The organism is Pedobacter sp. HMWF019 (genome assembly GCF_003061025.1).
GTDB lineage: Bacteria > Bacteroidota > Bacteroidia > Sphingobacteriales > Sphingobacteriaceae > Pedobacter.
Genome location: NZ_QAIL01000559.1, coordinates 1 through 14,177, shown reverse-complemented (window position 1 = coordinate 14,177; position 14,177 = coordinate 1). Strand labels below are relative to the sequence as shown.

At 38.7% G+C, this 14,177-nt stretch carries 11 protein-coding genes and 2 pseudogenes; 8 read left to right on the top strand and 5 right to left on the bottom strand.

Annotation, left to right across the window (positions count from 1 at the left end):
* Positions 1–217 precede the first annotated feature (217 nt).
* Both DBR11_RS27290 and DBR11_RS27285 read right to left on the bottom strand, forming a co-directional pair.
* Complete coding sequence (locus DBR11_RS27290; RefSeq protein WP_108555705.1) at positions 218–904, bottom strand: LytTR family DNA-binding domain-containing protein; 687 nt, start codon at positions 902–904, stop codon at positions 218–220.
* Positions 905–915: 11 nt separating this feature from the next.
* Positions 916–2,295 (bottom strand): sensor histidine kinase, encoded by a 1,380-nt coding sequence (locus DBR11_RS27285; RefSeq protein ID WP_108555704.1) that lies wholly within the window; start codon positions 2,293–2,295, stop codon positions 916–918.
* Between the two features lie 478 nt (positions 2,296–2,773).
* Here DBR11_RS27285 and DBR11_RS27280 point away from each other — a divergent pair, with 478 nt between their 5' ends.
* The 8 genes and pseudogenes from DBR11_RS27280 (at position 2,774) to DBR11_RS27250 (ending at position 9,514) form a co-directional block, all read left to right on the top strand.
* Complete coding sequence (locus tag DBR11_RS27280) at positions 2,774–4,087, top strand: FecR family protein (RefSeq protein WP_108555703.1); 1,314 nt, start codon at positions 2,774–2,776, stop codon at positions 4,085–4,087.
* Positions 4,088–4,415: 328 nt separating this feature from the next.
* Entirely contained in the window at positions 4,416–5,567 is a 1,152-nt protein-coding gene (locus DBR11_RS27275) for an alpha/beta hydrolase (RefSeq protein ID WP_233260933.1), read from the top strand.
* A gap of 223 nt (positions 5,568–5,790) precedes the next feature.
* Positions 5,791–5,934: pseudogene (locus DBR11_RS30695) on the top strand (DUF1016 N-terminal domain-containing protein); the annotation flags it as partial.
* A gap of 18 nt (positions 5,935–5,952) precedes the next feature.
* The gene (locus DBR11_RS27270; RefSeq protein ID WP_233260932.1) at positions 5,953–6,366 is read left to right on the top strand and encodes a PDDEXK nuclease domain-containing protein; all 414 of its coding nucleotides are present in this window, start codon (positions 5,953–5,955) and stop codon (positions 6,364–6,366) included.
* Positions 6,360–6,536: pseudogene (locus DBR11_RS30690) on the top strand (DUF1016 domain-containing protein); the annotation flags it as partial. The gene DBR11_RS27270 and the pseudogene DBR11_RS30690, both read left to right, overlap by 7 nt.
* A gap of 332 nt (positions 6,537–6,868) precedes the next feature.
* Positions 6,869–7,276, top strand: coding sequence for a hypothetical protein (locus tag DBR11_RS27265; protein WP_108555702.1), 408 nt, complete (start codon positions 6,869–6,871; stop codon positions 7,274–7,276).
* 945 nt (positions 7,277–8,221) lie between these two features.
* Positions 8,222–8,545 (top strand): DUF6266 family protein, encoded by a 324-nt coding sequence (locus DBR11_RS27255; protein ID WP_108555700.1) that lies wholly within the window; start codon positions 8,222–8,224, stop codon positions 8,543–8,545.
* A gap of 75 nt (positions 8,546–8,620) precedes the next feature.
* On the top strand, positions 8,621–9,514 hold the full coding sequence (locus DBR11_RS27250; protein ID WP_108555699.1) for a bestrophin family protein: 894 nt from the start codon (positions 8,621–8,623) through the stop codon (positions 9,512–9,514).
* A gap of 99 nt (positions 9,515–9,613) precedes the next feature.
* Here the strand turns inward: DBR11_RS27250 and DBR11_RS27245 are convergent, their stop codons facing one another.
* The 3 genes from DBR11_RS27245 to DBR11_RS27235 all read right to left on the bottom strand — a co-directional run bounded on the left by DBR11_RS27245 (position 9,614) and on the right by DBR11_RS27235 (position 14,054).
* Positions 9,614–12,028 (bottom strand): TonB-dependent receptor domain-containing protein, encoded by a 2,415-nt coding sequence (locus DBR11_RS27245; protein ID WP_233260931.1) that lies wholly within the window; start codon positions 12,026–12,028, stop codon positions 9,614–9,616.
* Between the two features lie 71 nt (positions 12,029–12,099).
* Positions 12,100–13,383, bottom strand: coding sequence for a HAMP domain-containing sensor histidine kinase (locus tag DBR11_RS27240; protein WP_108555698.1), 1,284 nt, complete (start codon positions 13,381–13,383; stop codon positions 12,100–12,102).
* Positions 13,380–14,054, bottom strand: coding sequence for a response regulator transcription factor (locus DBR11_RS27235; protein ID WP_108555697.1), 675 nt, complete (start codon positions 14,052–14,054; stop codon positions 13,380–13,382). Before DBR11_RS27235 ends, DBR11_RS27240 begins: the two co-directional genes overlap by 4 nt.
* Positions 14,055–14,177: the final 123 nt, after the last annotated feature.

Below are 14,177 nucleotides of genomic sequence, written 5' to 3'. Positions count from 1 at the left end.
TCAGGGTGTTTTATGGTTTTCATAAGAGGAGCAGCCAATTAACTGTTTAATATACACATATATTAACAAAACTGCCCAATCGTGCTCAAACTGAAAAGAAAGCTAGTTCTCCCACAGTCCGTAAAACTGGAGATTAGAAAAAATATTATTAATGAATCCAAAGAGGTGCCTGGAAGGGCATCTCTTTTGTTGCCCATGTTTTGAGGTTAGAGGAAACTTAACCTAATTTTTGCAAGCATTGGGTATATGTTGCCCCGATAGGAATGCTCTTTTGGCCAATCCAAATCTGGAACTTGTCAAACTTACTGACCTTATCTCTATTTATTATAAATGCACGATGTACCCTGATGAAACTTTTTTCTGGTAATAAATTCAACATTTCTGCAATAGGAACTCTGGTACTTAAAGATTTATTGTTCTCTAAATGCAAGATCGTATAATTTCCAGATGCTTCAAGATAGAGGATTTCTTCTACCTGAGTTTTGATCTGTTGATAGCCATCTTTGATGAAAATTGAACTTGGCTGCTTTATACCTTCGGGTCTTGCTCTCAGATCATACATTTCCATTGCTTTATTGCAGGCTTTTAAAAAGCGGGGAAGAGAAAAAGGCTTTAACAAATAATCTATAGCATCCAGCTCGAAACTTTTTACTGCATGTTCGGAATAGGCGGTAGTAAAAATAACCATTGGAGGATTACTTAGGGAATTGAGCAGGTCCATGCCATTAATGTCTGGCATTTTGATGTCCAGAAAAATTAAGTCAATTTTATTTTGTTGTAAGTAACGGATGGCATCAAAGGCATTTGTGAATGTGGCTTGTAAGGTAATAAAAGGAACTTTAGCGGCGTGTGATTTTACTACATTAAGGGCAATTGGTTCATCATCTATTGCAATAGCATTCATTTGTATACATTTTATAGTTGCAAGGTAAGATGTATAAAGAACTCTTTTGCATTTTCTCTGATAATGAGCTCGTGCTTTTCGGGGTATAGAAGTGCCAGGCGTTGTTTCACATTCTGTAAGCCAATTCCGCTTTTAAACTTCTCCGGGTCATTAATTGATTTTAGATGAATGCTGTTGTATACATCAAAATATAAGGTATCTGAACTGTTTTGAAGCGTAATTTTGATATGTGAAGGATATTGCAGACTAATTCCATGCTTAAAAGCATTTTCTACAAAGGGAATAAGCAACATAGGCGCTATCTGAAGCTCGTTTAATTGCTCTTCGATCTGGGTTTCTATGGTAATATCTGTTGAAACCGAGGTTCTGAGCTTCTGCAAATCAATGTAGTTTTTTAAGTATTCTACGTCTCTGGAAAGTGAAATTTTATCTTCCAGATTTTCCTGAAGCATAAAACGCATCATATCGCCAAGTTTTTGTATTCCTTCGCTGGTCCGTTCGGCATTTTCTTGAAGTGCTGTGCCATAAAGTGTGTTTAAAGCATTAAAGAGGAAGTGCGGATTAATTTGTGACTTCAAGAAATTAAGTGTTGCATCTGATTTGCCCAATTCGGTTTTTAGGGTAGCAATTTCTTCAATGTTTTTTCGGTTTCTTGATTTGTAGATGTTCCAGGCAAATATAGGAACCAGAAAAAGTTGGATAGGAGGATTGATTCCCATTAATAGTTCTATAACATTGCCGTTGTTTATGGAATCAAATATGCTAAACAAAAGCACTAGTATGCCTAAAGAAAGAATTGTAGTTAACAATGAATAGCCGATAAATTTTAATATCCGGTATTTTTTATGGATCAGATTTGGAATTACAGCGAAAACCAAGATTGCATAATTTGCTATGGCAATGGGTAAAATGAAGCTGAACGCGGCACGGAAAACTATTGGATTGTTAAGCAGTACGGAGCAAGCCTGAAGGAACATACTGATCGCAAGTAGCACCGTTACGTCGCTATGAAGCTGGTTCTTTTTGTTTTCCATATCTCTGCTGAAATAGTTTGCAATCATCTTTACAGATAATAAGATCAGCAGATAGTGGTCAATGAGGTTTGCGAAAACACAGACTTGAATCAATATATAAACAAAGAAAATGGCATTGGAGGGCCTGGTGTCTTTTTTTTTCAGCTCAGGTTTTACGAATAATGCAAGCAGGAAGTAGCAGGTGGCAACAATGATATATCTAAACAAGGTATTTAACCAGTAGTTGGGTTGATAAGGAATAGAGGCTGGGAAATTATGGATACTGACTGCTTGAATTGTTGAAAATATAAAAATAATTACGATGAGTGCGGTAGCTATCCATAGCTCAATTTTTGTGGATTCGTTTAGGTTTTTCATTGGAATATAGTTTGTTTTTTTTAGGTAACCAAGCTGTCATGTGCTGCCCGATTTTATTTTTTACCAATATGTATCTTCTTTATTGTGTTCAAGAGCTCACAAGTTCGGTTCATGTTGGTTTGTGTGCTGCTGCACAGGATGGTTTCATTTAATGATCGCTGATTAATTTTGACACAGCAATACTACAAAGGCTTTTTCTTTTAAATTATAAAATGTGATGAAACCCTAGAAAAAAGTGATAAATTAATTGGATAGGGGGAAAATATGTTTACTGGGCTCTCTGAATCTTACAGATTCTGAGGTTCGCCTCAGTAAAGCATATTTTCTTAGGTGCAGACCGGGGAGGATGGTTAAGGGGAAGACGTTTTGTTCATTCGTTTGGTTATTTGAGGGTTTTTAAAAAAAAAATATTTTTTTTAGACCAAGGGTAACGGGGGGCGAGAAGGTACTTTACTATATATTAACCAAATAGGGTACCATGCAAAAAGAACAAATAGAAGAACTGGTTAGGAAGTATTTTAACAATACCGCAACTCCACAGGAGCTGGATGAATTATCTGCGTGGTATAGAACGATCTCTTTGGAAGAGGTGGAGTGGTTTGCTGAGATGCAAAATGAGGAGGAAGTTTTGAAAGCGGCGATGCTTAAACATATTCAGAAAGAAATTGCTGAGCAACAAAACAGATCTACTCGTAAATTATGGCCTAGTATCGCTGCGGCTGCTGCGGTTCTTTTAGTTGCTGGTGCTGGTCTTTTGTTTTATAACTATTATACGAATACGCTGCGTCATTCTGATGTTGGTTATTTCCCTGGGCTTGTGCATAATGACATCAAACCTGGTGGCAACAAGGCTTACTTAGTGTTGTCTAATGGCCAGCGCATTTCCTTAACTGATGTTGCTAATGGTGCTGTTGCTAAGGAAGCGGGGGTGGAGATTGCAAAAACTGCGGATGGTCAGTTGGTATATACCGTGAATGACCCCGATCTGGCTTTGCCTTCTCCCTCGAGATGGGCGAGAGGTAGCGTGAGGGCTAGCGTTGACGGGGTAAAGGCCGAGGTGACGACGACGGACACCATCGAAACGCCTCGAGGGGGGCAATATAAAATTGTTCTCCCTGATGGTTCTAAAGTATGGCTAAACGCTGCATCAAAGTTAACTTATCCTACGTCTTTTTATGGGCGTGAAGAACGTAAGGTGGAGTTAAACGGCGAGGCCTACTTTGAAATCGAAAAGATCCTGATACCCTCCCAAACCGGGACAGTAGCTACATCGAGTGGTAGAGGGCCAAGAATGATCAGAATGCCATTTTTGGTAAAAAGTAAGGGACAAGAAGTAGCTGTTCTAGGCACCCATTTTAACATCAACAGTTATATTGATGAACCCAATACCAAAACCACGCTATTGGAAGGGGCTGTGCAGGTGAGGAGTAATATAGGCGATGGTCATCCTGAACTCGTTTTTGGGCCGGTACCTAGAGAAACCCTAAAACCTGGCCAGCAATCCATATTAGCCAATAATCAATTTAAGGTGGCCCAAGTCAATACAGATGAGGTTATTGCCTGGAAAAACGGTTTGTTTGCTTATAAAAATATGCCGCTTCAAAATGTAATGCGCCAAATAGCCCGGTGGTACGACGTAGACATCATTTACCAAAACAAGGACTTGCCGCAAAAGCTGCTCAGTGGTTCTGTATCCAGATACGACCAGGTATCGGGTATACTAAAAGCTATAGAATCTACGGGAACAGCCAAATTCAAGATTGAGGGAAGAAAAATAACCGTATTGCCCTAAAATGAATCATCAACACGGGTTTAACCAGCCCAGAAATAACCATATCAACTAATATAGTTTTTTCTATTATAAACAGTCAGTTATGTCGAGATTGATTCATCCAGTCTGTTTTTAATTGATGGGAACAAAGCCAGGATCAGTACAGGTTCTACAACGGACTATACATTAACGCAAGACATTGCTAGTGCCTATTATACCGCTGCAATTCCTTTGTCTGTAAATTCCTTTCTCTTTAGATCAGTTAGTGGAAGGAATGAAAATGTTTTGGGTAAACAGCAAGTGAGGGGTAAGACTTTTGTGAGAGAGGATTTGTTGACGAGGCAAATTGATGGGGTATTTTGCACAGATGGTGTTCTATGTCTATCACTACCGGAACCAGTTTCTCCGTTTAGACACTAACCTTAGTTTGCTGTATAAGGGAAAGACCATTGATACCAATAGCCTCGCGAAGATCAAGGTTGGCAGGATTAAATCTTCAAATCAATTAACAATGGCTGCGCCACCACTGCTGGTGAACAAGCAAGCTTGTGCCAATAAGGATTATCTGTTTATCCGCTCTGTGTTAAAAGCAGACAATGAAACGGATGATATGCATGATAAGGCAACAGCTATTGATGTTTATTCGGTAAACGATGGAAAGTACAAACTCAGTTTTTACCTGCCGGAGTTCGCTGGCGAAAAATTAACGGATTTCAAAGTATACGATAAAATGTTGGTGGCTCTTTTTGGGCACTACATCTATACGTTTAAACTCAAAATTTGGAACGAAATAGAAATGAAAATATTAATCTCCATGCTCTTTTTAATGGTGGGGTACACTGCGGTAGCACAACAAGTGCTGCCGCTCTACCCCGATAGCATTCCCGGAAGTATAGTAAAACTCTCCAAAGAAGCTTTTGTACTCAAATACCATTTACCGAAAAGAGAAACGATGCGTGATAAAAGCTATGGACCACTCATGGACGCACAGCAAGCGATGAAAGTGATCCACTCTAATACGGTAAACTGGAACCTCAATCCTGCTAAAGTTGGGGTAATTGGGTATAGTGCAGGAGGACATTTGGCTTCGACCTTGGGCACTCATTTCTCTAAAAGCTATATTTCAAATAAAGACAACCTCAACCTCAGGCCAGACTTTATGATCTTGGTTTATCCAGCCATCAGCATGAGCGATCAATTGACCCATATGGGATCAAAGATTAACTTGCTGGGTATGGAGCCTGCGAAAGAAAAAGTAGCTTTGTTCTCTAATGAACTGCAGGTAACTAAGGAAACGCCTCCGACGTATTTGATGCATTGTGGTGATGATCAGGTAGTGGATGTGAATAACAGCATTGTGTTTTACCAGGCTTTGCAGAAAAATGGGGTGGATGCGGAATTGCATTTGTTCCCGAAGGGGAATCATGGGTTTACGCAGCGGTTGCCTGTGGGTGAGTGGATGGACCCGATGTTAGGGTTTTTGAAGAGGGAAGGGTTTTAATGAAATTCGTCACGTATTGCGTGACGAATTGAAGAGGAGAGATGGCACAGCCAGAGAGGGGAATAACCGCTTTTTCCAGCGGAATATAAAGAGGATGTTGTTCTTTGAAATTGTTTGTGAAAGGAAGGTTGTTGTTAATTTTAAATATTACTTATTTTCTTTATGAGTTAAAGGTTATGGTGATGCGCTACTTAACGTCAGTTTTAAATTACATTTCAAATACCACGCACTGCGTGGTGAATTGAGTTGGACACATTACAGGTCATTGCTAAAAGTTGAACGTGAGGATGCGAGGATGTTTTACATGAATGAGGCGGTGAATTGTAACTGGAATACAAGGACCCTGGAACGGCAGATCAACAGTTCTTATTTTGAAAGGTTAGTGATGACTCCTGAGCAAAGCAGGCCTTTACTAAAAGAAGAAGCTGAAACTCAGAAAGTGGAATTAGAGGCTAAAGATTTTATCAAGGATCCGTATGTATTGGAGTTTTTGGATTTAAAGGCGAACCCTGGTTTTTATGAAAGGGAATTAGAACAATCCATTATTGATAAATTGCAGGAGTGCTTGCTTGAATTGGGTAAGGGGTTTTGCTTTGTTGCTCGTCAATATAGAATTAGTTTGGAAGATGAGCATTTCTATTCAGATTTGGTCTTTTACAATTATATCCTTAAATGTTTTTTGATAGTAGATTTGAAACGAGGTAAGCTAACTCATCAGGATATTGGACAGAGGATACTTATGTTCGGTATTTTGAAGATCAGGTTAGGCAGGAAAATGATAATCCGACCGTTGGCTTGATCCTTTGCGCTGAAAAAAACAAGGTTTTGGCTAAGCATAGTTTACTGAATGATAATAAGCATGTTTTTTCGTCCAGGTATAAGACTTATTTGCCTTCAGAGGAAGAGTTGCAGCGGGAAATAACCAGAGAGATTAGTCAGGCGGAGCTTGAAGCCGGGTTAAAGAAATGATAGCGCAATTGCCAGGTAAGGCTCGATACGTCATGTCGACGATAGGAGAGATCTATTTGCAAAGTGATTACAGGTCTCTCGTCGCTGCGCTTCCATCGAGATGACGGGATGGTGATAGAGAGTGGGAATTGGAAGCATCGGCAGCTATTAAGGACTTCTTACAAGTTTAACAAAAAGACAAGTATTTGGTAGTTTCTTTTTTTACGTTTCCTTTCACAAACCATGTTTACTGTTTTAATTGTTATCTCTCTGCGTTGTGTTTCGTAGAGGGATGCTTCGTATATATATAAATCATCATTATTGTCAATTACATTAATTTAACTTCTCTAACTATGACTAAGTATCTTCAAAAAACCGGACCTGAACTTTTCTTTGCTTTGCTGGAGGAAATAGGGAATATGCATAAGCCTATCGAGCCTTTTTTCTCGGAACGGTTGACTCATGCACATTATACCCTGACTACGGAGATCTTTGAGATCATCGCGAATAACAATCAAAAGCAAACGGCGAAACTCTTGATCCGGGTTAGGAAGTTGCTGGTTAAACTCAGGCAGGTTAAGGGTGTGGATTTGCTGGTTCGTTTTGATCCTGAACTGACGGATATTGGTGATGCTGCAGAGAAGGGGGAGCCTGATGTTTTTCGGTTGAAACTGGTTCATCTGGTGTTGGCTGAGCTGGATAGGGTGATTGATTTTATTATTGATTATAAGCCAATACCGCGGGTGCCGAAGAAGATTTGATGTTATAGTCATGTTGCAGGAAACGAATATTTATACAAAGGGATTTGGTTTGGCAGAGGAAGGCTATTCTGCTCCGGACTTTCAGCGTTTGAAGGTGCTGCAGTCTTTGATTGAAATGGATTTTTAGGTATAACCGGGATATTACGGTGTATGCTGCCAGAATGGATACGAGTATTTCTGCTTTGAACAAGTTTGCGAAGGCGTATTTGGGGAGGTCGGTTTATGAGTTGCTGGGGTTTAGTGATTTGCCGTATTTCAGCAGGTGGTTTAAGCAGAGAAATGGGGTGACGGCTAAGGTTTACAGGAAGGGGTTTAAGACTTGAATTTACAGAGTGCTGATGGGGGGAAAATATGTTTTCTGATCCAGCTGAATCTTACAGATTCTGAGGCTTGATCAGTAAAACATATTTTCTTGGGTGCAGACCGCTGAGGGTGCAGAGTTGGGGTTGTAATTCCTCTTATTTAATGCCCTTCCAATTGGTGAATAGTCCAACTTGAAGTCGAAAATTGCGACTTCAAGTTGGGTTGCAAACCGGTAAAGAAATTGGAGGTCACAATTTGTGATCTCCAATTGAAAATAGCTTAGGTGGTTAAGTGGCGGGAGGTTAACTCCTTTTTTTACCATTTATCTAATCAAATTTTTGCCAAAAATTATCAATTAACTAACTAAATATAAATTTTATGATCAAAACTAATGACTTAGTCCAGTACTTCTGGACTCAGGTTAATCTCATCACAACAAAAGAGGGTGTTGAGGTGGTGCTTCAAGGGGATAGACTTATTGAGGTGAGTGTGATGCTCCGTAATCAAATCCCTCGTTTACCCTGATATGCTGTAAACCACTCGCATGTACACCTGTAGCCGCTCTGATCGATCACTACTTTGTGTACTACGCCTGAGCCTTTTACATAGTAGCTTTTTAGCTATTTTAAGGCATTCGTCACTGTGACTTTAAGCAGGGGAGCGTTAATCACTTCCTGGGTTTTAGAAGTACTCCTGCATCGTGATCATATTCTTTACCTAAAATGGGATAATCCGCCAGAAACAAAGTATTGCGATCCGGAGGACCGGATGAACCTGATTTTCTACAGTTCGGATAAAGAGCAGTATCTGACCTTTGAAAACACTGCAGAACGTTCTGCAAGGGAAGTCACTTTACAAATGAACAAGAATTTTGCGGGAGGTACCGTAAATGGCTGGATGCATTATGTGAATAAAGAAGGAACTCTGGTGAGTACTAGCGTTTACCTGGGGCAGAATATATTTTAAACAATTATTATTCAATTCACTAAAACCAAATACATCAGACAATCGTTTATCCGCAAACAGATTATTGATTGGGCTATGTTGTTGAAAACGAAAATACCATTTAGTTATATATTCAAAAAGATAAGAGTAGAGCTTATTTATGTATTCATTATTGGTCTGGTGATTTACTACCTCACCTTTGCATTCCGAAATGTGATTCCGGAGATGCCCATAGGAATTCCGGCCTTTCTTGGTACGGCCATCTCCGTTATTCTTTCATTTAAGCTCAATCAATCCTATGACCGCTGGTGGGAAGCACGCAAGATTTGGGGAAGTATCGTGAATGATAGCAGGACCTTGGTTTTACAGCTGCAGTCTTTTTTGCCTAAAGATTGTGAGGGTGAAATCAAGACGATTTCCTTTAGACATATTGCGTGGTGCTATAGTTTAAACCGCTCTCTGCGGGGGCAGAATGGTGCTGGTGGTTTGGAAGGCTATTTGACTGATGATGAACTGGCCAAAATTAAAAGACATAACAATAAGCACCTGGCGATTCTTCAGCTTAATACCCAGCATATTTCCAGCTTAACTGAGAAAGGTAAACTTAATACTTTTAGCCATGTACAGATCAATAACACATTTGTTAGTTTTTCTAATGCCATGGGGATGGCAGAACGGATCAAGACAACTGTTTTTCCAGTAACGTATCGGTATTTCCTGCATTTATCTATCTATCTTTTTTTAGTGACGCTTTCGATCTCGCTGAGAGATATCGAAAGCTATTTTGAGATCCCGTTATTATTGGTGATTTCGGCTGCTTTTTTCCTTTTAGAAAAAACAGCAAGCCATATGGAAAATCCATTCAGTAACCTCCCAACGGATACGGCGATGAATGCCATTTGTAATACGATAGAGATCAATATAAAGCAACTGTTATCAGAAGATGATGTCCCTGAACCCTTGACTTCGGAAACGTTTTATATTCTATAAAAACAGAAAGGGGACCAAGTCTTTCAACTGGCCCCCATTCATTAAATTAACGCTCTCGGTATAAACGTATAAAATTTTTCTAACATTCTGGCCTTAAATTTAAAACTTATAGCTATAGCCTAGCCGTATTACTTGTATTTCGTAATAATCGTTGCTGGTGTATCTAAATCCAAGACCCTGAATTTGCTTCTTGGTTACCATGGTGTTAAGTAAATCGGTTGCGTTAAAGAAGATCTCTCCTTTACCTTTCTGAACTGATTTTTTCAAACCTGCATCTATTGAATATCTCGATGAAATTTTACCCTGGGGCATAATGTCGGGAGCTAAATAAAGGGCTGTTAATTGTGCGGTCCAACCCTTTGAAAAATGGAATACATTATTCAGCTTCAGGTTTCCTGATATAGCTGATTGTTGTGCTGCAGAAAAGATATTGGGTTGCGGATATAAATTTTCAACGGTAAAGGCATTGATCTGGTTTCTGTAAATATTCCCGTTGATGTTGAAGGAATATACTTCAGATATTTTTTGGTTCCAAATAGCTTCCAGGCCGGTATTGTAGCTTTTTCCTGCATTTTGAAATATGGCATAGACCAGTGTACTGCCGGGAACGATACTTGAAATTCTTGTAATTGTGCCATCGGCGAAGCGGTGGTATAAGGCGGTATATAAATAACCATTGTTCCAATTTCTTTTATACCCTAGTTCTATTGAATTGGTAAACTGTGGACGCAATGCCGGATTGCCGACTTTTATGATTTCTGCATCATCATATTTGGGGAAAATACGGATATCCACTTCATTAGGTCTGTCTACTCTTCGGTTATAGAAAACAGAAAGTTTGTTGTTATCATTCAACTTGTAAGCTAATCTTAGATTAGGGAAAGGCTGGGTGTAGTTATAACCATCACTTTTATAGGTGCTATGATTGGGATTTACATTATACTGTATTTTTACATACTCTACGCGTAAACCTAATTCTGCCTCCCACTTTTCGTTCTCAAAGGCATAGTTTCCGTATAGTGCAGGTATCAACTCCTTATAAGTAGCCCAACCTCCGGCATCGGTATCTAAAACAGAATTGGCCCCTGGAATAAAATTCATATTGGTTGGAATGCTCCTGTTACGCAATTTGATACCTGTTTCAATGCGTCCGTATTTTAGGGGCTTGATATAATCTATATTGAAATCATAAACCTGTTCATCGGACAATAGTTTGAAAGCGTCTGTTCCTGTTGACAATGGTAAATAGTTATCGTAAAAATATTTTTCATCTTCACGGTGAAACGTATAATTGAAACCTATATTCAATAAATGACCCGCTTCTTTAAACCGGTGCTGGTAGGTGGCCGTAGCCATAGCTGTTGTTTTCAATTCATCTTCCAAAAATTGCCAGAGGCGTAGTCGTTGCGATACATCGCTATTGAAAAATGGCTGGTCGCCACGGTCAATTATTTTCTCACTTCCATACATTCCTGAAACTGTCAGGGTATTTTGATCATTGATGTTCCAATCTACGCCAGCTTTTGTGTTTAGGAAGTTGGTGTTCCTATTCCGTTTTAGTTGGGAATTGATTATAGTTCCATCATCATATGTCCGTGTTACGAATTCATTTTTGTTGAGTGTCTCTGTATATAGATTGTCGGCTTGTAAAAAAATATTTACTTTTTCTTTTCGGTAATTGAGCGATAAAGAGGAATTGATTTTTGGTGTGAAATTGTATTGAGGTCTTATGGTTGGTAAGTTTTCTTTTCTTTCCCAAAGAGCGCCCAGACCTGTAGTTAAACCAACTTTACCATTGAATCCATTTTGCTTGTTTTTCTTCATTATGATGTTGATAATGCCTGCATTTCCATTGGCGTCGTACTTTGAAGATGGGTTATTAATGATTTCTATTTTATCAATTGCTGATGCAGGTATGTGATCTAAACCTGCCTGGCTGCCAAAACCCGTTAACGCGGTTTGTTTCCCATCTATCAAAACAGTAATTTTTTCATTGCCTCTTAACTGCACTTTGCCATCCTGTATGGTCACTCCTGGCAGATTCTGCATGCTTTGCAAAACGGAACCTCCGCTTTGGCTAATGTTATCTGCAAGCGAATAAGTTTTTTTATCCAGCTTATTGCTTATATCACTTGTTTTTGCTGTAACCGTTATTTCTGCTAAAGCTGTTGCTTCTTCTTCCAACTCTAATGCAGGTATATCTAAAAATGCGGTAATACTTCCAATAAATAGGGGTTGTGTTTTGCTTTTAAAGCCCATAAATGAAACTTCTATAAGGTAGTTGCCCGGTTTAATATTTTCAATGGAAAACCTGCCATCATTATGGGTTATAGTACCTGAAACAAAGGAAGCGTCTTTTTCATTTTTTAATACCACATTTACATAAGGCATAGTGGTTTTGTCTGCCTTGTTTCTTACCATACCTGAAATGGTTACTGATAAAACCTGCGAAAATGCTACTGGAGAAATCATCATAGAAATCAGAAAAAAGAATACTCGTATTTTACTCATCATATTAGTCCTTAATTGAAGGTTTAAATGCAATGGGTCAAAGATTCAATCTGATTTAGAAGAAATTTTGAATTTTAGAAATGAATAGAGAAACTATGGGAATTACCTGTAAATTGATAACGGATGGTCCATTGATGACGGTTACAGATTTGCTGAATTATGGATAATCCTAAGCCACTCCCTACACTTTTATTTGAGGTCTTTGCGAAGCGGTTAAAAATAGCTGATGGGTTTAGTTCGGTATTTCCCGAATTGGAAATGATCAACTCACTTTTGCTGAGGGAAATATAGATTTTACCGCTGGGTGAATTGTGCCGGATTGCATTTAGCCATAAATTGTTGAGGAGAATTTCAATCAGTATTTTGTTTCCTTCAATAACGTTGGGGGCTATTTCTGTTTGAACAGTTATGTTCTTATTGTCGGAATGTTCTTTGAATTGCTCTACACATTGTTGGGTTAGCTGGCTGATGTTGATCGTTTCGTTATCGTCAAACTGATGGTTTTCGATTTTGGCAAGCAACAGCAAGTTCTTATTCATGCGTGTAATACGTGTCAGGGCCTGGTTTATTTCTTCAATAATTTGATACTGACGGTCTGTTACCTTTTCCTTTTGCAACAATACATCCAATTTGTTTTTGATAATTGCCAAAGGGGTCTGTAATTCGTGCGAGGCATTTTCTGTGAATTCTTTTTGTGTTTTGTATACGGAAATAGTGTGTTCTAACAGCTTATCCAAAGCGATATTTAATTCTTCAAATTCCAGTGTGTCTGATTTTTCAAATGTTATTGCAGTCTGGTGATCCAGGTTGAATGTTTTTAGTTTGGATAGCGTACTCCTGAAAGGTTTCCATAATCGGACGGATAGCCGCCTGCTTAAAAACAAAAAACCAACAACTAAAATCAGGAAGAATAAAAGGGTAATCACTGCAACGGCAGCAACTGTTTCTTCTGTTTCTTCGACATTTGTTTCTACGGTTAAATAATAGGGTTCATTATTGACATGGACAAGCCTTACTAAAGCTCTGAAACGGTTAATGTCTGTGTGTTCAACGTAAAGATTTTGTCTTAAAACGGTATAGGTGCTGTCAAGATGAGCAGCTGTTTCTGTAGCTTTTTTCAGGTTGGTACCGGGTTGTATTTTATTCCATAAAGCTATGCTTTGGTTAAGCTCCGTTTCGGTTAATTGCAACTTGTTTAATTCCTTTTCTGTTCTCTCTGCAATAATTTGGTTGTGTTCGTCTAATTCGCGCAGCCATATCCTGTCTACCAAATAATAATAAGCTGGAATACTGGCTGCCAGTACAACCAGTGAATAAAGGGCAAAAGTTCTTAGCGTTTTATTTAATAGTTTGTTCATCCTTCCCATTTGTAGCCTGTTCCGTAAACGGTTTTTAAATAGGTATCGCAACCTGCCTCGTTGAGTTTCTTTTTTAGGTTTTTGATGTGGGCATAAACAAAATCATGGTTGTCTAACATATCGGCAAAGTCTCCTGAGAGGTGTTCTGCCAAGGTGCTTTTTGAAATAACCTTGTTTTTGTTTCCGATGAAATAAAGTAAGAGGCCAAATTCTTTTTTGGTTAATGAAATCAATCTGTTGTTTACAGAAACGGTTTTGGCAAGCAAATCAATCTGTAATTCATTTTGCTGAACTGTATTTGAGTTTCCAAACTGCTTTCTACGGATAACTGAATAGATTCGTGCTGCCAATTCCGAAAGGTGAAAAGGTTTGGTTAAGTAGTCATCAGCACCGATTTGCAAGCCCTTTATTTTATCATCCAAAGAGTTTTTGGCAGAAATGATGATAACACCGTCTTGTTTATCCTGGTCTTTTAGTTTTTCCAAAATGCTCATCCCGTTACCGTCGGGCAGCATAATGTCTAAAAGAATGCAATCATAGGTGTGGGTCTCAATTTTATCCAATGCCTGGTTGTAGGTGGATGCAAATTCACACAAGTAGCTTTCTTCTGACAGATAGTCGGCTATGCTCTGTGCAAGTTGCGGTTCGTCTTCTATGATCAGGATCTTCATGTAGTAAATTTACTAATACAATTTTGAATTAATTTTGAAGTTGCTTCATCTGGGAGTATTTACAATCAATGTATTATGGGTGGTTTTTTTTAATTTAAGTATGTTAAGTTGTTGGTTTATAGG